Source organism: Caulobacter mirabilis (assembly GCF_002749615.1).
Lineage (GTDB): Bacteria > Pseudomonadota > Alphaproteobacteria > Caulobacterales > Caulobacteraceae > Caulobacter > Caulobacter mirabilis.
Genome location: NZ_CP024201.1, coordinates 2,017,972 through 2,035,421, shown reverse-complemented (window position 1 = coordinate 2,035,421; position 17,450 = coordinate 2,017,972). Strand labels below are relative to the sequence as shown.

Below are 17,450 nucleotides of genomic sequence, written 5' to 3'. Positions count from 1 at the left end.
CTAAAGGCGGCCGAACGCTCCCGCGCCTTAAATCCCCGTAACCTTCCCGCCCTCAGGTTCCGCGTGGCTTGGCCCGGGTCGTAGCCTGGGCGGCCCAGGGCTCCTCCGGCCAGACGTGGCGCGGGTAGCGGCCCTTCATCTCGGTGCGGACCTCCTTCCAGCTCCCGCGCCAGAAACCCGGCAGGTCCCTGGTCACCTGGATCGGGCGATGGGCGGGCGACAGCAGCGCCAGGGTCAGCGGCACGCCGGCCGCGGTCGGGTGTTCGGATAGCCCGTAGAACTCCATCACCCGCCCCTCGACGCGCGGTCCGCCCTCCGCGGCGTAGTCGATACGAAAGCGACTGCCGGTCGGGGCCTCCCAACGCGCCGGCGCCTCCTGGTTCAGGCGCTGAGCCAGGTCCCAGGGCAGCAGGGTGCGGATGGCGTCCGCCACCGCATCGTCGGCGAGATCGGCCAGCGACCGCTTGCCGACCAGCAGCGGCTCCAGCCATTCGTCGAGGCGCTCGACCAGCACCGGCTCGGACAGGTCCGGCCAGGCCTCCGGTCGACGGGCATGCAGGAAGACCAGCCGCTCCAGCAGGGACGCCGTGCGCTCGCCCGGCTTCAGCGCCGCCAGGCCTTCGCGCCGGACCCGGTCGGCCAGGGCGCGGGCGATCATCTCCGGGTCCGGCCTGTCGATCAGGCGATCCTCGACGACCAGCCGGTCGAGCTTGAGCAGACGGCGGCCCCGAACCTTGCCGTCGCCCTCGATCTCCAGCCGCTCTTCGCGGGTCAGGCGGTCGGCGAAAGCCTCGCGCAGGGCGGTCTCGTCCAGCGGCGCGGCCAGCAGGATGCGGTCGCGCTGCCCCCCGCCGCCCAGTTCGCCGACGGCGACCCATTTTTCGCGGGCCAGCACGTCGGTCGGCTCGACATGGGCGCCGCGGCCGGTGGCCAGCTGGAACTCTCCGGACGACCCTCGCGCCTTGGCCACCCGCTCAGGGAAGGCTTCCGCCAGCAGCAGCGCCTCATCCAGCGGCGGCTGTTTCGGCGGCGAACCGGCGGCGCGGGCCCAGCGCTCCGCCAGGGCCCGGGCGTCCTTGGCGCGCTGGCTCCGATCGCGGTCGAACGCCTCCAGCCGATGCCCGAGGTGCGCGTCGCGACCGCCCAGGCCGCGTTCGGTCAGCAGGGCGGCGATCCGGGCGGCCAGCAATCCCTGCCCGCCGGCCGCGCCGCGGACCACCATATGCGCCAGCCGCGGCGGCAGCGGCAGATCGGCCAGCGCCTTGCCGTGGGCGGTCAGCGCGCCCTGCCCGTCCAGCGCCCGTAGCCGCGCCAGCAGCGTCCGCGCCTCGGCGAAGGCGGCCACCGGCGGCGGGTCCAGGAACTGGAGTTCGGACGGATCGCGCGCGCCCCAGCGGGCGAGGTCCAGCGCCAGGCCCGACAGGTCGGTTTCCAGGATCTCCGGCCGCCCGAACGGGACCAGCGCCCGGGTCTCCTCCTCGTCCCACAGGCGGTAGCAGACGCCCGGCTCGGTCCGTCCGGCGCGCCCGCGGCGTTGGTCGGCAGCGGCGCGCGAGACGCGGACCGTCTCCAGCCGCGTCAGTCCGCTGGCCGGGTCGAATCTCGGAACCCGGGCCAGCCCGGCGTCGATGACCACCCGCACGCCTTCGATGGTCAGGCTGGTCTCGGCGATCGCCGTGGCCAGCACCACCTTGCGGCGCCCGGCCGGCGAAGGGCTGATGGCCAGGTCCTGGTCCCGGCCCTCCATCGCGCCATAGAGCGGCGCCAGGTCGACGTCCGGACGGCGCATCCGCTCGGCGATCAGGTCGCGCGTGCGCAGAATCTCGCCCTGTCCCGGCAGGAAGACCAGAAGGCTGCCGGTCTCTTCGGCCAGGGCCTTGTCCACCGCGCGGGCGACCTGCTCCTCAAGGCGCTTGGCGGGATCGCGGCCGAGGTAGCGGGTGTCGACCGGCCAGGCGCGGCCCTCGCTCTCGATCACCGGGGCCTCGTCCAGGAGCCTGGCCACCGCCGCCCCGTCGAGCGTCGCCGACATGACCAGCAGGCGCAGATCCTCGCGCAGCACGCCCTGGCTGTCGCGCGCGAAGGCCAGGCCCAGGTCGGCGTCGAGGCTGCGCTCGTGGAACTCGTCGAACAGGACCGCCGCGACCCCGTCCAGCGCCGGGTCGTCCTGGATCATCCGGGTGAAGACCCCCTCGGTCACCACCTCGATTCGGGTGGCGGCCGACACCCTCGATTGCATCCGGACCCGATACCCGACCGTCTGGCCGACGCTTTCGCCCAGGGTCGAGGCCATGCGCGCCGCCGCCGCGCGGGCGGCCAGCCGGCGAGGCTCGAGCACGATCAGCTTGCGGCCGTCCGTCCACGGCTCGTCCTTCAGCGCCAAGGGAACGCCGGTCGTTTTGCCCGCTCCGGGCGGGGCGACCAGCACGGCGTTGGGACGCTCGCGGAGCGTCGCCTGGAGGCGGGGCAGGATTTGCTCGATCGGCAGCATCGGGCGCAGTCCTAGTGCGTCCAATGCGCTCCGTCACCGTAAGCCGTTGCGCGAGGACGCCCGGGCGCCTAACGTCGCGCCAATTTGCTGGCGGGGGTCGCCGGCCAATCATGGGGGAGCGAGACGCAATGTCCGCCGACACCGCGCCACGCGGAAACCGACTTTTTCTCAAGAAGTCGATCGCAAACATTCAGAAGGAGGCCGCTCGCAGTGAGCTGAAGCGGTCGCTGGGTCCCGTCAATCTCGTCAGCCTCGGCGTCGGCGCCATCATCGGCGCCGGCATCTTCGTGCTGACCGGCCAGGTGGCGTCCGCCAATGCCGGCCCGGCCATCCTGCTGTCGTTCGTCGTCGCCGGCATCGCCTGCGGCCTCGCGGGCCTCTGCTACGCCGAACTGGCCTCGACCATGCCGGTTTCCGGCTCGGCCTACACCTACGCCTACGGCACGCTGGGCGAGGTCTTCGCCTGGGTCATGGGCTGGCTGCTCGTCCTCGAATACGGAGTCGCCGCCTCGACCGTGGCGGTCGGCTGGTCCGGCTATGTGGTCAGCTTCCTGCACGACTTCGGGGTCCATTTGCCGATGATAACCGTCGGCGGAAACGAAGTGGTCCAGTGGGGCACGCCGCTGATCCAGGCCGTGCCCGACGCGGCCGGCAACGTCAGCTTCCAGATGACCGGCGGCATCAACGTCATCGCCGCCATCGGCATCGCCCTGGTGTCGATCCTGCTGGTCATCGGCGTCAGCGAATCCGCCAACGTCAACAACGCCATCGTGGTCATCAAGGTGATCGTGCTGATGACCTTCATCGGCGTCGGCATCGCCTACATCAACCCGGCCAACTGGTCGCCGTTCATCCCCGAACCGACCGGCCAGCCCGGCGAGTTCGGCTGGGGCGGCATCTTCCGCGGCGCCTCGATCATCTTCTTCGCCTACGTCGGCTTCGAGGCCGTCTCGACCGCCGCCGCCGAAGCCAAGAACCCCTCGAAGGACGTGCCGATCGGCATCCTGGGCGCCCTGGTGATCTGCACCCTGATCTACATGGCCGTCGCGGCCGTCATGACCGGCGTGGTGCCCTACAAGCAACTGGCCAGCCCGGCCCCCATCGCCGTCGCCATCGACCGCATGGGCCTGGAATGGGCCAACCTTCCGTTCAACAACGCCGACGGCAAGCCGTTCAACCTGATCAGCTTCATGATCAAGATCGGCGCGATCACCGGCCTCAGCTCGGTGATGCTGGTGCTCTGCTACGGCCAGACCCGCATCTTCTACACCATGGCCCGCGACGGCCTGCTGCCGAAGGTGTTCGCCAACATCCACCAGAAGTTCCGCACCCCCTGGATGGGCACCATCCTGCTGGGCGTGCTGATCGCCATCGCCGCCTCGTTCCTGCCGATCAGCCTGCTGGGCGACCTCGTGTCGCTGGGCACCGCCCTGGCCTTCTCGATCGTCTGCCTGTCGGTCATCTACCTGCGCATCAAGCACCCGGAGATGGAGCGCCCGTTCCGGGTCCCCGGCGGCATCTACACCGCCGTCGCCGGCATCCTGGCCTGCCTGTTCCTGGCCTGGAACAACTTCTCGCCGATGCTGCAGCACGCGATGAACGACAACCCGCTGCCGCTGACCATCCTGGGCAGCTACGCGGCGGTCGGCGCGGTGGTCTACGCCCTCTACGGCTTCTGGAACTCCAAGCTGGCCAAGGGCATCGACATCACCGAGGACACCTCGATGTCGAGCCCGGCCGAAGCCATGGTCTTCGGCGTGGACGACGTGAAGGAGAAATAGGCCCCGCGCCTGACTTCATCGACGGACTGGAGAGGCCCGGGAGCGATCCCGGGCCTTCTTCTTTGCCGCAGGGCCTTTATTCCGCGCCCCTGAACGCCGATCATAAGCCCATGAGCACCCCGACGACCGACCGCCCCGAACCGCCGATCCGCGCCATGCTGGCGCCGGTGACCCCGCTGCAGCAGAACTGCACGATCGTCTGGTGCACCAAGACCAAGAAGGCCGCGATCATCGACCCGGGCGGCGAAGTCGACCGCCTGGTCGCCGGCCTGAAGCAGCACGGGCTGGAGCTGGAGAAGATCTGGATCACCCACGGCCACCTCGACCACGCCGGCGGCACGGCCAGGCTGAAAGAACTCACCGGCGTTCCCGTCGAAGGGCCGCATCCCGACGACCAGTTCTGGATCGATCAGATTCCAGAAAGCGCCGCCCGCTACGGCATGCCGGACGCTCAGGGCTTCACGCCCGACCGCTGGCTGGGCGACGGCGACGTCGTGACGCTGGGCGAAACCGAGTTCGAGGTCATCCACTGCCCGGGCCATACGCCGGGGCATGTGGTGTTCTTCCACCGCGAGGCCGGTTTCGCGCAGGTCGGCGACGTGCTGTTCAAAGGCTCGATCGGCCGCACCGACTTCCCGAAGGGGAACTACGACCAGCTGATCGACTCGATCACCCGCAAGCTGTGGCCCCTTGGCGAGCATGTCGCCTTCGTTCCCGGCCACGGTCCGATGAGCACCTTCGGCGCCGAGCGCAAGACCAACCCCTTCGTCGCCGACGTCATCGTGGGCGGGGCCAGCGCCGACGAGGCGGGACTTGCCCCCGAGGGCGTGCCCAAGCGGTACAGCTGAGCCGGGACGACCGGTCGCAGACCTTGTTTCAGCCCTGAAATCCAGACGCCACGTGCGATTGTCATGACGGAGGCATGGAGCTGACCATGGACAAGAGCGCCACCGCCGAGGAGGCCGGCGCCCGCATTCTCATCGTCGACGACGATCCGGGGATCCGCGACGTCATCGCCGAGTTCCTGACCCGTCACGGCTACCGGGTCGAGGAGGCCTCCGACGCGCGGACGATGGACGCCCGGATGCAGCTGAAGGGACCGTTCGACCTGATCGTCCTGGACGTCATGATGCCGGGCGAGGACGGGCTGTCGATCTGCCGCCGCCTGGCCGGCCAGAGCGGCGGTCCCGGGATCGTCATGCTGTCGGCCATGGGCGAGGACACCGACCGCATCGTCGGCCTGGAGCTCGGCGCCGACGACTATCTGCCCAAGCCGTGCAACCCGCGCGAGCTGCTGGCCCGCGTCAGGGCCGTTCTGCGTCGCAGGAACGAACCTCGCGCGGCTGAGGACCAGCACGGCGCCGCCTGCGAGTTCGCGGGCTGGCGGCTCGACCTGGTCCGCCGCGACCTGCGCTCGCCCCAGGGCGTGATCGTCAACCTGTCCAGCGGCGAGTTCTCGCTGCTGCGGGCCTTTGTCGACCGGCCGCAGCGCGTGCTGACCCGCGACCAGCTGCTTGACCTCGCCCGAGGCCCCGACACCGACGCCTACGACCGGGCGATCGACGTCCAGATCAGCCGCCTGCGCAAGAAGCTCGACGACGGCGGCGGGGCGGAGATGATCCGCACCATCCGCAACGAGGGCTACATGTTCTCGCCCAAGGTCACGCGCCAATCATGAAATCGGTCAGGCGCGGCGCGCCGCTGTTCGTCCAGATGCTGGCCCTGGCCGTCGCGACCCTGATCGCGGCGCATCTGGTCTCGACCGCGGTGATCTTCTCGCTGCCGCCGCCGCCGCCCGAGATCTACCGGCTGACCGACATCTCGCGCGCGCTCAAGAGCCCGGGACTGACGCCCGTCGGCGACGGTCGTCCGCTGCTGGTCAAGGTCCGCTCCAAGCCGCCCGAGGAGCGTCCGCTGATCCGAAAGGCCCGCTGGCGGGACGACTTCCGCCGGATGCTGGCCCAGCAGCTCCAGGTCCAGCCGGAAGACATCCGCATCGAGACCCAGGGCCCTCGTCGCATGTTCGTCCAGACCATGCAGGCCGAACGGATCGTGGCCCTGCAGGTGTTCCGCGCGCCGCCTCCGCCGCCGGACGGCGTCGGCCGCGGCCAGACGGTGGAGCTGCACCTGCGGAAGGACCGCGGCGCGCCAGACGGGCCGCGCGGACGCGTCACCATGCGGCGGAGCGACGACCGGGTGATCTTCGCGCCCTTCCGCGTCGGCGTGCGCCAGCCGGACGGCCGCTGGCTGGTCGCCGAGCCGAACCCCGGCTTTCGCCTCGAGTCCTGGCAGGGCCGCATCCTGCTGACGCTGCTGCTGTCGGCCCTGGCCGTGGCGCCGTTGGCCTGGTTGTTCGCGCGCCGCCTGGCCGCCCCGATCAGCGCCTTCGCCAAGGCCGCCGAGCGTCTCGGCCGCGATCCCCGCGCCCCGCCGCTGGAGATCGAGGGCTCGCGCGAGATCGCCGCCGCCGCCGAGGCCTTCAACCAGATGCAGGAGCGGCTCAGCCGCTATGTCGAGGACCGCACCGCCATGGTCGGGGCCATCGCCCATGACCTGCGCACGCCGCTGACCCGCCTGCGTTTCCGGATCGAGGCCGTGCCGGACGACATCCGCGCCAAGCTTGCGGCGGACATCGACCAGATGGACGCCATGATCGCCGCCGCCCTGGGCTTCGTCCGCGACGCCACCCGCGCCGGCGCGCGCGAGCGGCTGGAGTTGTCGTCGCTGGTCGAGAGCGTCCTGGACGAGGCGGCGGAAACCGGCGCCGACGCCACCGCCCTGCCCTCGGAGAAGCTGGTCGTCGACGGCGATCCGCTGTCCCTGCGCCGGCTGGTCGCCAACCTGGTCGAGAACGCGGTGAAGTACGGGGCCCGCGCCCGCGGCCGCGTATTCGCCGAGGGCGGCTGCGCGGTCATCGAGATCGAGGACGACGGCCCCGGCGTGCCGCCGGCCGAGATGGAGCGGGTGTTCGAACCCTTCTATCGCCGGGAGCCGTCCCGCAGCCGCGAGACGGGCGGCGCCGGCCTAGGCCTGGCGGTGGTTCGCTCCATCGCCCGCGCCCACGGCGGCGACGTCGTCCTGTTGAACCGGCGCGGCGGCGGCCTGACCGCCCGCGTCTCGCTGCCGCTCTAGACGATCGGGCGGCGGCCTGACCTACTGCCGCCGTTCCCGCGTTCCCGGAGTCGCCATGCCCGCCCGCCGTCTCGCCCTCCTCGCCCTGTTGGCCGCCGGTCCGGCCGCGGCCCAGCATGGCGCGCCCCCGGCGGACGCCACGCCGCCGCCGGCGCTCAAGGTCGATCAGCCTTACGGCGGGCCCGAGGAACTGATCTTCATCAGCCCGGCGGGCGAGCCCTTCCGCGGCCCCGCGGACAAGCCCTATCCGGTCGCGGCCTGGTTCGCCCAGGCGGACAGGGACAAGGACGGCGTCCTGACCAAGGCCGAGTTCGTCGCCGACGCCCTGGCCTTCTTCGACCGGCTGGACGCCGACAAGGACGGCTTCGTCGACGGTTTCGAGAACGGCGACTACGAGAAGACCATCGCGCCCGAGATCAACGGCGTGATGCGTCCCCCCGACGCCCCCCGCGCGCGCGGCTGGAACCCGTTCAGCCGCGACGACGCCGAGCTGGGCCGCTCCCTGCTGACGTCCCGCGATGGCGACGGCAAGCGCGACCGGGAGCGCCGACGACAGGGCGCGGCCCAGTACGGCCTGCTGAACGAGCCGCATCCGGTGCGCGGCGCCGACGCCGACCTGGACCAGAAGGTCAGCCGCGCCGAGGCCGAGACCGCGGCCCGCCGGCGCTTCGACCTGCTCGACAAGGATCATGACGGCCGCCTGACCCAGGCCGAGCTTCCGCCGACGCCGATGCAGTGGCTGTTCGAACGGGCGGCGGCGAAGAAATGACCGTCACAACCTGAAATCCGGCTGCAAACTGGACCCGTTACCGCGTTCAGGTCGCGTCCAGAGAACGCCCTGCCTAGCCCCGGGAAGCCATGAGCCTGAACTCCTCGAAGCCCCCGCGCCGGAACCGCCTGCCGCGACCGGTCGTCTATGGCCTGACGGCGCTGGTCGTCCTGGCGGCCGCCTTCGCCGGCTGGCAGTTGTTGAAACCCAAGGCGCCGAAGGACCCCTACCGCACCGAGGCGGTGCAGCAGGGCGACATCACCAAGTCGGTGTCGGCCTCAGGCTCGCTGCAGGCGCTGGTGACGGTCGACGTCGGCTCGCAGATTTCCGGCCAGATCGATCAGGTGTTCGTCGACTTCAACGACCAGGTGAAGGCCGGCCAACTGCTGGCCACCCTGGACCCGCAGACCTACGTCAGCCGCCAGCGTCAGGGCCAGGCCCAGGTGGCCCAGGCCCAGGCCGGCGTCGCCCAGGCCCAGGCGCAGGCCGCCGAGGCCCAGGCCGCCTACAACCGCACGAAGGCCCTGTTCGACAAGGGCATCGTCGCGCCCGCGGCCTTGGAGACCGCCGAAGCGGCCTGGAAGACCGCCCGCGCCGGCATTCAGTCGGCCCAGGCCAGCGTCGCCCAGAACCGCGCCTCGCTGGCGGCGACCGAGGTCGACCTTGGCCGCACCAAGATCGTCTCGCCGATCAACGGCGTGGTCGTGAACCGCGCCATCGAGCCCGGCAACACCGTCGCCGCCAGTCTGCAGGCTCCAGTGCTGTTCCAGATCGCTCAGGACCTGTCGAAACTTGAGGTGAAGATCACCGTCGACGAGGCCGACATCGGCCAGGTCGTCGAGGGCCAGACCGTCCGTTTCACCGTCGACGCCTTCCCGGACGACACCTACACCGGCGTGGTCACCCAGGTGCGCAAACAGGCGGAGACCGACCAGAACGTGGTCGCCTATGTGGTGATCGCCCAGGCCGACAATCCCGGCGGCAAGCTGTTGCCCGGCATGACCGCCAACGCCGACATCGTGCTGCAGAACCTGCGCGGGGTGATGAAGGTCCCGGCGGCGGCGCTGCGCTGGACCCCGGCCGACCAGGCCTCGTCGTCGCAGCAGCGCGGCCCCGGAGGGCCTCCCGGCGTGGGCGGCCCGCCGCCCGGCGGCGGACAGCGCCAAGGCAGCGGCCAGGGCGGCCAGCGCCAGGGCATGATGGGCGGCCGGATGCTCGAGCAGCTCGATCTCGACGCCGGTCAGAAGGCCAAGGCCGAAGCCATCTTCGCCGAGGCTCGGACCAAGGCCCAGGCCGCCGCCTCCGATGATCCCCAGGCGCGTCGCCAGGCCATGCGCAAGGCGATGGAGGAGGCTCTGACCAAGCTGGAGCCGATCCTCAAGCCGGCCCAGAAGGAAAAGCTCATCGCCCTGCGCGCCCGCATGGCCCAGATGGGCGGCGGCCGCGGCCGCGGCGGGATGACCGCCGGCGTGGTCTATGTCCTGCGCGACAAGAAGCCGGCCGCCGTTCCGGTGCGCGTGGGCGCCACCGACGGCTCCTTCACCCAGATCGTCGGCGACCTGAAGCCGGGCGATCAGGTGATCATCGGCGGTGGGCCCAAGGCCAAGGTCCAGGCCCGCGGCGGCCCGATGGGCGGCGGCCAGGTCCGGGTCCGGATGTAGGCCTGGCATGATCGAGATCCAGGATCTGACCAAGATCTACCAGATGGGCGAGGAGACGGTGGCCGCGCTGGCCGGCGTCTCCCTGATCATCGAGCGGGGCGAGCACACGGCGATCATCGGTCCCTCGGGCTCGGGCAAGTCGTCGCTGATGAACGTCCTAGGCGGTCTCGATCGCCCGACCGCCGGCCTCTACCGCTTCGAGGGCGAGGACGTCGGCCACATGGACGACGACTCCCTGGCCGACTTCCGCAATCGCCGCATCGGCTTCGTGTTCCAGTCGTTCCAGCTGCTGCCGCGACTGTCGGCGCTACAGAACGTCGAGCTGCCGATGATCTACGGCGGCCTCGAACCGGCGGCGCGCAAGGCGCGGGCGGCCGAGATGCTGGAGCGGGTTGGCCTCGGCTCGCGGATGGGCCACCGGCCGACGCAGCTCTCCGGCGGCCAGCAACAGCGGGTGGCCATCGCCCGCGCCCTGGCCAACGGACCGGACCTGCTGCTCGCCGACGAGCCGACCGGCGCGTTGGACACCCACACCTCCAAGGAGGTGCTGCAGCTGTTCAAGGACCTCAACGCCGAGGGTCTGACCGTGGTGATCGTCACGCACGATCTGGAGGTCGCGGCGGAGGCGCAGCGGCGGGTGACCTTCCGCGACGGCCTGATCGTCGGCGACGAACGCGGAGGCGAAGCGGCATGAGACGGATCGACCTGGTCGGCTTCGCCGCCGGCGCCATCGCCGCCCACCCGATGCGCAGCGCCCTCACCTCGCTGGGCGTGGTCATCGGCGTCGCCGCGGTGGTCATGATGACCTCCATCGGCCTGGGCGCGCAGCAGCGTGTGACCAGCGCCATCGGCGGCCTGGGCTCCAATCTGCTGATCATCCAGCCGGGCGCCTCGCGCGGTCCCGGCGGCGGGTTCGTCAGCCAGGGAGCCGGCACCGGCATGACCCTGACCGACGGCGACGCGGCCGCGATCGCGGCCCAGGTCGACGGCGCCGTCGCCGTGGCGCCCGGCGTCCGCGGCGCGGCCCAGCTGGCGGCCGAGGGCGCCAACTGGAGCACCCGGGTCGAGGGCGTCACGCCCGACTATCTGCTCGCCCGCGACCTGACCATCGCCGAAGGCCGCATGTTCGACGAGAACGAGGCGCGCCAGGGCCGCAAGGTCATCGTCATCGGCCAGACCATCGCCAACGAGCTGTTCGGCCCCGACTCCGACCCGATCGGCAAGCGCATCCGCGTCGGCTCGGTGCCGTTCGAGGTGATCGGCCTGCTCGCCTCCAAGGGCCAGAGCGGCTTCGGCCAGGACCAGGACGACATCGTGCTGGGCCCGCTGCAGGCGGTGCGCTCGCGCGTCGTCGGCCGGCGGGTGAAGGGCGACAACGTCCAGACCATCTACGTCAAGGCGGCCTCCGCCGACGACCTGGACCGGGTGCAGGAGGACGTCTCCAACCTGTTGCGCGAGCGGCACCGCATCCGCCCGGGCGCCGAGGACGATTTCAGCGTCCAGAACATGGCCTCGATCATGGAGGCCATGCAGGCCTCGGTGAAGACCTTCACCGGCCTGCTGGCCGCGGTCGCCGCCGTATCGCTGGTGGTCGGCGGCGTGGGGATCATGAACATCATGCTCGTCGCCGTCACCGAGCGCACGCGGGAGATCGGCCTGCGCATGGCCGTGGGCGCGAGGCGCAACGACGTGCTGTTCCAGTTCGCGCTGGAGGCCATCACCCTGTCGGTCATCGGCGGGGCGATCGGTTTGCTCCTCGGAGTTGGCGGAGCCTTCCTGATGGCCAAGCTCGGCGACTGGCCGGTGGCGATCGCCCCCTGGTCGATCCCGGTCTCGCTCGGTTTCTCGATGCTGGTTGGCCTGGTGTTCGGCGCCTATCCGAGCTGGCGCGCGGCCCGGCTGGACCCGATCGAGGCCCTGCGGCGGGAGTAGCGGTCAGCGACGCGGCGGCGCCCCAGCCACAGGGAAGTTTGTCGCGTCATCGGTCCAGGGATTGAACACCGAAGCGCCGACGTCGGCCACGTCGCGTACATTGCGCGTGACGAAGTGCAGGTCGTGCTCCAGGGCCGTGGCGGCCAGCAGCGTATCGACGACCGACGGCGCGACGCCGTTCCGACGCAGCACGGTTCCCGAAACCCGCCCCCAGCGGCGCACCGCGGCGTCGTTCAGCGACAGGACGCGCCCCGCGAACCGCTCCTCCAGCATCGCCAGGGCCAGGCGGTAACGTGGCCGCGCCGGATGATCGTCCGACAGATGGTGGATGCCCTTGTCGATTTCAGCCAGGGTGATTACGCTGATGAACAGTCGATGCTCGTCCTGCACATTCGCCCAGGCCTTCACGCTGGGCGCGCCGTTGGCGGACATCAACGACGCGACAACGTTCGTGTCGAGCAGCCAGCCGATCACAGGTCGATGTCCCGGCCGGTGTCCCTTTCCCGGGTCAGATCCAGTTCGTCGAGGCCGAGACCTTCAAGGAATGGCACCAGCGGCTGACGCCGTTCCGAGGGCGCCAACCGTTCCAGCTCGGCGGCGTCGATGATCACCACCGCCGGCTCGCCCCGCACCGTCACACGCTGCGGTCCCACGGCCCGTGCGCGGCGCACCACTTCACTGAAGCGCGCCTTGGCGTCCTCCAGCTTCCAGACATTGCCGTCGGCTTCCGAGACCCCGGACGCGGGTGGCTTTCGACCGGCCATCGCCATCTCCTGACTAGCTGGTCAGAAGATAGCTCATGAAGGCCCGAACGTCAGTAAGGCCGATCGCCGATCACCGTCACCCGCTCCATCCGGCGCACCGCGGGGAAGTAGTCGCTGGCGGCGTAGTGCTGGCTGGCGCGGTTGTCCCAGAAGGCGATGGAGTTCTTCTCCCAGCGGAAGCGGCACTGGTATTCCGGGATCGCCGCCTGGGCGTAGAGATGACGCAGCAGCGACCGGCTGTCGTGCTCGTCCATGTCGACGATGTGCTGGGTGAAGGCGGCGTTCACGTAGAGGCATTTCCGGCCGGTCTCGGGATGGGTCCGGACCACCGGGTGCTCGACCATCGGGTACTGTTCGTTGAAGGCCTCGATCTCCGCCTCCGTGGCGCCGCGCTTGCGCATCGCGATCCGGAAATGGGCGAAGTCGTGGACGGCCTGGCGGCCCTCGATCCGTTCCTTCACCTCGTCCTTCAGGCCGTCGTAGGCGGCGTACATGTCGGCGAACAGGGTGTCGCCGCCCACCGGCGGGATCTCCAGCGCCCGCAGGATCGAGCCCAGCGACGGCTCGACCCGCCAGGTCACGTCGCTGTGCCAGGTGTTCTCGCGCCCCTTGGACTTGTCGTCGTGGGTGATGGCCAGCACCTCCGGATAGCCCGGCTTGTGCGGCGCGAACGGATGCACCTCCAGCGCGCCGAAGTTCCCTGCAAAGGCCAGGTGCTGCTCGGTCGTGATGTCCTGGTCGCGGAAGAACAGCACCTTCCAGTCGAGCAGCGCCTGGCGCAGGGCGGCGACCGTCGAGGCGTCCAGAGGACGGGACAGGTCCAGCCCCTCGACTTCGGCCCCGATCGTCGGGGTCATCGGCAGAAGGGTCAGGCTCTCGATCTCGAGGCTGCGGACGAGCTGGTTCATGGCGTTCCTCCAGAAGCACAGGTCGCGCCTCTTCGGGCGCATTGGCCGTCACGTCGATATAATGTTACCAATTGGTCTCATTCGGCAAGCCGGAAATCATCGGCTAAGCACAGGTCATGGACGACGCCGCGCCCCTCGCCTCGCCCGCCCGTCGCAAGCCGCGGGTGGATCACGACGCCCGCCGGGCGGAGTATGTCTCGGTGGCGGCCCGCGTGCTGCACGACAAGGGCCTGCACGCCGCCACCATGCGCGACATCGCCGAGGCCGCCGGCGCCGCCAAGGTGCTGTTCTACCGCCTGTTCCCCTCACGCGAGGCCCTGGTCGAGGCGGTGTTCCTGAAGGTCGAGGCGATCATCCTCGACGCCTACGCCCAGCCTTGGGAGGGCTATGGCTCGATGGTCGGCCGCGTCCTGGCCGTCGCCCGCAAGGAGCCCGCGCCGTTCCTGGTGGTGCTCAAGAATTGCCGGTCCGGCCAGCTGGACTGGGAGGACCGCCTGCGCCGGATCATGGCCCGGACCTCGATGCCGCTGTTCGAGCCGGGTCCAAACGCCCCCGCCGGCGCCGACACCCGGGCGCTGAAGGCCTCCGGCGCGATGTTCGGCCTGTTCGTCGACAGCATGATCACCTGGCTGGAAGACCGCGACGGCCTCACCGACGAGGAACGCATCCGCTGGTGGGGCCGGATCGTGAAGGCCTGGCGCGAAGCGGCGCGGGAAGCCTTCCGCCTGGATTGACAGCCGGCCGGCCGGACGGATGCTGCGGGGCAAAGCACAACAAAGGAAACGCCCCAGTGATTCCAGGCCTGATGCAGGACGTCCCGCTGCTGACGACCGCCATTCTCAACCACGTCGAGGTCGCCCACGGCCGGACGGAGATCGTCTCCCGCACCGTCGAGGGCCGCATCCACCGCTACGACTACGCCGGCCTGGCCGCGCGGACCCGGCGGCTGGCGCGGGCGCTGCTGCGGTTGGGGGTGAAGAGCGGCGATCGGGTGGCGAGCCTGGCCTGGAACACCCACCGCCATATGGAGCTGTTCTACGCCGTCCCCGGCCTGGGCGCGGTGCTGAACACGGTCAATCCGCGCCTGTTCGACGACCAGATCGTCTACGTCCTGGACCATGCCGAAAGCACGGTGCTGTTCTACGACCGCACCTTCGCCCCGCTGGTGGACCGCCTGAAGGACCGCTTCACCACGGTGAAGACCTTCGTCCTGATGAGCGACGAGGACGTCCACGACGCCGGCGCGATCGGCGCGCTGAACTACGAGGCGCTGATCGGCGCCGAGGATGACGGCCCGCTCGCCTGGCCGAGCTTCGACGAGAACGCCGCCGCCTTCCTCTGCTACACCTCCGGCACCACCGGCGATCCCAAGGGCGTGCTCTACAGCCACCGCGCCGTGGTGCTGCACGGCCTGGCGGCCGGGTTGGCCAGCGCCTTCGGCCTGACCGCCTTCGACGTGGTGATGCCCTGCTCGTCGCTCTACCACGCCACCGCCTGGGGCCTGCCGTTCATCGCCCCGATCAACGGCTGCAAGATGGTCTTCCCGGCCGAGAAGATGGACGGCGCGTCGCTGCAGGAGCTGATCGCCCAGGAGGGCGTGACCTTCACCGGCGGGGTGCCGACGATCTGGACCATGTACCTCGACTGGCTGGACCAGAACGGCCAGACGCCCGGCCGGCTTCAGCGGGTGATCATCGGCGGCTCCGCCGTGCCGCGGGCCATGGCCGAGACCTTCAAGCGCCGCTACGGCGTCCAGGTGCTGCAGATCTGGGGTATGACCGAGACCTGCCCGCTGGGCGTGGTCGCCACGCCGACCCCCTCCGTCGCCGCCCTGGGCGAGGACCAGGTCGACGAGATCATCTGGACCCGCCAGGGCCGGCTGCAGTTCGGCATCGAGCTGAAGGTGGTCGACGACGACGGGAACGAATGCCCGCGCGACGGCGAGACCAGCGGCTCGCTGCTGGTCCGCGGACCCTGGGTGGTGAACCGCTATTTCCGCAAGGAGGCCGACGCCGTGAACGACGACGGCTGGTTCGACACCGGCGACATCGCCACCCTGGACGAGCACGGTTTCATGCGCATCACCGACCGCGCCAAGGACGTGATCAAGACCGGCGGGGAATGGATCAGCTCCATCGACCTGGAGAACATCGCCGTCGCCTGTCCGGGCGTGAAGATCGCCGCCGTCGTCGGCGTGCCGCATCCCAAGTGGGAAGAGCGCCCGCTGCTGGTCATCGAGCCCCATGACGGCCGCGCGGTGACCAAGGCCGAGGTGCTGGCCTTCCTGGAGGGCAAGATCGTCAAGTGGTGGACGCCCGACGACGTGGTCTTCGCCGCCGTGCCCCTGACCGCGACGGGGAAAATCGACAAGAAGACGCTGCGGGCCCAGTGGGGCGGACACCTGACAGGGGGATAGATCTTCGTTTCCCCGCGCCCCCGCCGGGCGCCTCCAGGATGGCCGCAGGACGCACGGACGTTCTGTGCGCTCCCTGGAGAGAGTAGACATGACGAATTCCCCCGAAAACTTCGGCGCCGTCGGCGACGGCGTCGCGAATGACGCCGCCGCCTGGCAGGCGGCCGTCGACACCGGCCGCCCCATCCAGTGCGGACCGGGCCGGACTTATCGCCTCGACGGCGCGGTGTTTCCGAGCAAGGCCATCGACATCGACCTGAACGGATCGACGATCGCGCTGCACGGCGCGCACAACTTCCTCAATCGCGACGGTGCGTTCACGGCCACGACGACCGTCGCATCCGGCGCGACGGAGGGCAGCCTTCAGGTGGTCGTCGCCAACCCGGCCGGCATCGTGGAAGGCGGCTGGCTCGCCATCACGGCGGTCAACAGCCCGCCGGAGGACGTCCTCTTCTATCCGTTCTGCTGGTCGAGGGTCTCCAACGTCACGGGCGCCGCGGTGTCCCTCGACCGTCCCCTTCCGGTGACCTTCCTGGGCACGGTCTCGGCCTACTTCGTGTCCGCGGCCCAGATGCTGCCGAAGTGCCGGATCGCCAACGGCGTGATCGACGGCGCCCGCTGCACCAAGAACGATGCCGAAGGCTTGGCCTTCCGCCTGCAGTTCTACGAGGACTTCGTCATGGACGGCGTGACGATCAGGAACTTCAGGGCGTCGACGCCCTTGAACGTTCCCTTGCCGACGCGGAACGTCGTCCAGACGATCAACTGCGTCCGTCAGACCGTCACCGACTGCACCTGGACCGACATCGAAAGCACGGCCGCCTGCGCCTCCTTCCAGCAGTCGAACAGCATCCACTTCAGCAACAACACCATCGACTGCAGCGCCTTCGGGGTGAACATCACCAAGGCCGTGACCAGCGCGGTGACGGGGAACACCATCGTTGGCCGCTGGCGCGCGGAAGCCGCCCAGGGGGTCCCCCGACGCTCGATCCGCGGGGTCAAGGTTTCGGGCGTGACCTGGCCGCAGATCGTCGGCAACCATTGCTCGGACTTTGAGAGCCCTATCCGGATCGAGGCGCAGTGGGGCGGGACGATCATCGGCAACACGGTCTCGTACGGCGGCGGCAACCACTACGCCGTCGCGTTGAATGTCTCGGCCGGCAACGTCACCCAGAGCCGCGGCGTCATCATCGCGAACAATCAGGTCCGCGACAGCAACGGCACGGGCATCGGCTATCAGGGCGCCACGCCCGGCGCCGTCACGATCATGGGCAACATCGTCCAGAACGTTCAGTTCGTCGGCATCTACGCCCCGACGGCCAACTCGATCATCTCCGGCAACCGGGTCGAAAACTGGAACCTCGGAAGGCATGATGTCGAGGGGGTCTACCCGGGCGCCGGCGCTACGATCACCGGCAACCGGTTCGCCCGTCCCACGGACGCCGCTCCGAACGCACGCCCCGATCCCGCCTGCATCCGGGCGGCGTCGAGCACCGGCGCCGGGTATGTGATCCGGGACAACCTGTGCGAGACGGCCAACCCGATGCTCATCGGGGGCGGTACGCAGTAGGCGCAGACAATGGCGTGATCGCCGTTCCG

Annotated in this window: 15 protein-coding genes; 11 read left to right on the top strand and 4 right to left on the bottom strand. The window is 70.0% G+C overall.

Annotated features, from left to right (window positions below; genetic code table 11):
- Nucleotides 1–52: 52 nt before the first annotated feature.
- Nucleotides 53–2,491 carry an ATP-dependent helicase HrpB gene (gene hrpB / locus CSW64_RS09990; protein WP_099621970.1) on the bottom strand — a complete coding sequence of 813 codons (2,439 nt, stop codon included), beginning with the start codon at nt 2,489–2,491 and terminating at the stop codon, nt 53–55.
- 128 nt (nt 2,492–2,619) lie between these two features.
- On the opposite strand from hrpB, the gene CSW64_RS09985 reads away from it, so the two are divergent.
- The 8 genes from CSW64_RS09985 (at nt 2,620) to CSW64_RS09950 (ending at nt 11,766) form a co-directional block, all read left to right on the top strand.
- Nucleotides 2,620–4,272, top strand: coding sequence for an amino acid permease (locus CSW64_RS09985; protein ID WP_099621969.1), 1,653 nt, complete (start codon nt 2,620–2,622; stop codon nt 4,270–4,272).
- A 110-nt stretch (nt 4,273–4,382) separates the two neighbouring features.
- Complete coding sequence (locus CSW64_RS09980) at nt 4,383–5,120, top strand: MBL fold metallo-hydrolase (protein WP_099624193.1); 738 nt, start codon at nt 4,383–4,385, stop codon at nt 5,118–5,120.
- Nucleotides 5,121–5,194: 74 nt separating this feature from the next.
- Entirely contained in the window at nt 5,195–5,950 is a 756-nt protein-coding gene (locus CSW64_RS09975; RefSeq protein WP_099621968.1) for a response regulator, read from the top strand.
- Nucleotides 5,947–7,404: an ATP-binding protein gene (locus tag CSW64_RS09970; RefSeq protein WP_099621967.1), complete on the top strand. Its 1,458-nt coding sequence runs from the start codon at nt 5,947–5,949 to the stop codon at nt 7,402–7,404. The genes CSW64_RS09975 and CSW64_RS09970 overlap by 4 nt, the downstream gene beginning before the upstream one ends.
- Before the next feature lie 55 nt (nt 7,405–7,459).
- Entirely contained in the window at nt 7,460–8,173 is a 714-nt protein-coding gene (locus tag CSW64_RS09965) for an EF-hand domain-containing protein (RefSeq protein ID WP_099621966.1), read from the top strand.
- An 89-nt stretch (nt 8,174–8,262) separates the two neighbouring features.
- The gene (locus tag CSW64_RS09960; protein ID WP_099621965.1) at nt 8,263–9,834 is read left to right on the top strand and encodes an efflux RND transporter periplasmic adaptor subunit; all 1,572 of its coding nucleotides are present in this window, start codon (nt 8,263–8,265) and stop codon (nt 9,832–9,834) included.
- Between the two features lie 7 nt (nt 9,835–9,841).
- A complete protein-coding gene (locus tag CSW64_RS09955; RefSeq protein ID WP_099621964.1) occupies nt 9,842–10,528 on the top strand; it encodes an ABC transporter ATP-binding protein in 687 nt (228 codons plus the stop codon).
- A complete protein-coding gene (locus tag CSW64_RS09950) occupies nt 10,525–11,766 on the top strand; it encodes an ABC transporter permease (RefSeq protein WP_099621963.1) in 1,242 nt (413 codons plus the stop codon). The genes CSW64_RS09955 and CSW64_RS09950 overlap by 4 nt, the downstream gene beginning before the upstream one ends.
- Nucleotides 11,767–11,769: 3 nt before the next feature.
- Here CSW64_RS09950 and CSW64_RS09945 read toward each other — a convergent pair whose 3' ends face one another.
- Genes CSW64_RS09945 through CSW64_RS09935 form a run of 3 tightly spaced genes read right to left on the bottom strand, consistent with a single transcriptional unit; the run spans nt 11,770 to nt 13,438 of the window.
- Nucleotides 11,770–12,240 (bottom strand): type II toxin-antitoxin system VapC family toxin, encoded by a 471-nt coding sequence (locus tag CSW64_RS09945; protein ID WP_099621962.1) that lies wholly within the window; start codon nt 12,238–12,240, stop codon nt 11,770–11,772.
- Nucleotides 12,237–12,530, bottom strand: a complete 294-nt coding sequence (locus CSW64_RS09940) for a type II toxin-antitoxin system Phd/YefM family antitoxin (RefSeq protein ID WP_099621961.1) — start codon at nt 12,528–12,530, stop codon at nt 12,237–12,239. Before CSW64_RS09940 ends, CSW64_RS09945 begins: the two co-directional genes overlap by 4 nt.
- Before the next feature lie 50 nt (nt 12,531–12,580).
- On the bottom strand, nt 12,581–13,438 hold the full coding sequence (locus tag CSW64_RS09935; protein ID WP_099621960.1) for a TauD/TfdA dioxygenase family protein: 858 nt from the start codon (nt 13,436–13,438) through the stop codon (nt 12,581–12,583).
- A gap of 116 nt (nt 13,439–13,554) precedes the next feature.
- Between CSW64_RS09935 and CSW64_RS09930 the strand changes: the two genes are divergently transcribed.
- The 3 genes from CSW64_RS09930 (at nt 13,555) to CSW64_RS09920 (ending at nt 17,421) form a co-directional block, all read left to right on the top strand.
- Nucleotides 13,555–14,172, top strand: a complete 618-nt coding sequence (locus tag CSW64_RS09930) for a TetR/AcrR family transcriptional regulator (protein WP_099621959.1) — start codon at nt 13,555–13,557, stop codon at nt 14,170–14,172.
- Between the two features lie 56 nt (nt 14,173–14,228).
- Nucleotides 14,229–15,854, top strand: coding sequence for a long-chain fatty acid--CoA ligase (locus CSW64_RS09925; RefSeq protein WP_099621958.1), 1,626 nt, complete (start codon nt 14,229–14,231; stop codon nt 15,852–15,854).
- Nucleotides 15,855–15,942: 88 nt separating this feature from the next.
- Complete coding sequence (locus CSW64_RS09920) at nt 15,943–17,421, top strand: NosD domain-containing protein (RefSeq protein WP_099621957.1); 1,479 nt, start codon at nt 15,943–15,945, stop codon at nt 17,419–17,421.
- Nucleotides 17,422–17,450: the final 29 nt, after the last annotated feature.

Excerpts from the sequence above, each read along its gene's own strand:
- hrpB (WP_099621970.1), bottom strand. The coding sequence starts at position 2,491 with ATGCTGCCGATCGAGCAAATCCTGCCCCGCCTCCAGGCGACGCTCCGC.
- CSW64_RS09985 (WP_099621969.1), top strand. The coding sequence starts at position 2,620 with ATGTCCGCCGACACCGCGCCACGCGGAAACCGACTTTTTCTCAAGAAG.
- CSW64_RS09980 (WP_099624193.1), top strand. The coding sequence starts at position 4,383 with ATGAGCACCCCGACGACCGACCGCCCCGAACCGCCGATCCGCGCCATG.
- CSW64_RS09975 (WP_099621968.1), top strand. The coding sequence starts at position 5,195 with ATGGAGCTGACCATGGACAAGAGCGCCACCGCCGAGGAGGCCGGCGCC.
- CSW64_RS09970 (WP_099621967.1), top strand. The coding sequence starts at position 5,947 with ATGAAATCGGTCAGGCGCGGCGCGCCGCTGTTCGTCCAGATGCTGGCC.
- CSW64_RS09965 (WP_099621966.1), top strand. The coding sequence starts at position 7,460 with ATGCCCGCCCGCCGTCTCGCCCTCCTCGCCCTGTTGGCCGCCGGTCCG.
- CSW64_RS09960 (WP_099621965.1), top strand. The coding sequence starts at position 8,263 with ATGAGCCTGAACTCCTCGAAGCCCCCGCGCCGGAACCGCCTGCCGCGA.
- CSW64_RS09955 (WP_099621964.1), top strand. The coding sequence starts at position 9,842 with ATGATCGAGATCCAGGATCTGACCAAGATCTACCAGATGGGCGAGGAG.
- CSW64_RS09950 (WP_099621963.1), top strand. The coding sequence starts at position 10,525 with ATGAGACGGATCGACCTGGTCGGCTTCGCCGCCGGCGCCATCGCCGCC.
- CSW64_RS09940 (WP_099621961.1), bottom strand. The coding sequence starts at position 12,530 with ATGGCCGGTCGAAAGCCACCCGCGTCCGGGGTCTCGGAAGCCGACGGC.
- CSW64_RS09935 (WP_099621960.1), bottom strand. The coding sequence starts at position 13,438 with ATGAACCAGCTCGTCCGCAGCCTCGAGATCGAGAGCCTGACCCTTCTG.
- CSW64_RS09930 (WP_099621959.1), top strand. The coding sequence starts at position 13,555 with ATGGACGACGCCGCGCCCCTCGCCTCGCCCGCCCGTCGCAAGCCGCGG.
- CSW64_RS09920 (WP_099621957.1), top strand. The coding sequence starts at position 15,943 with ATGACGAATTCCCCCGAAAACTTCGGCGCCGTCGGCGACGGCGTCGCG.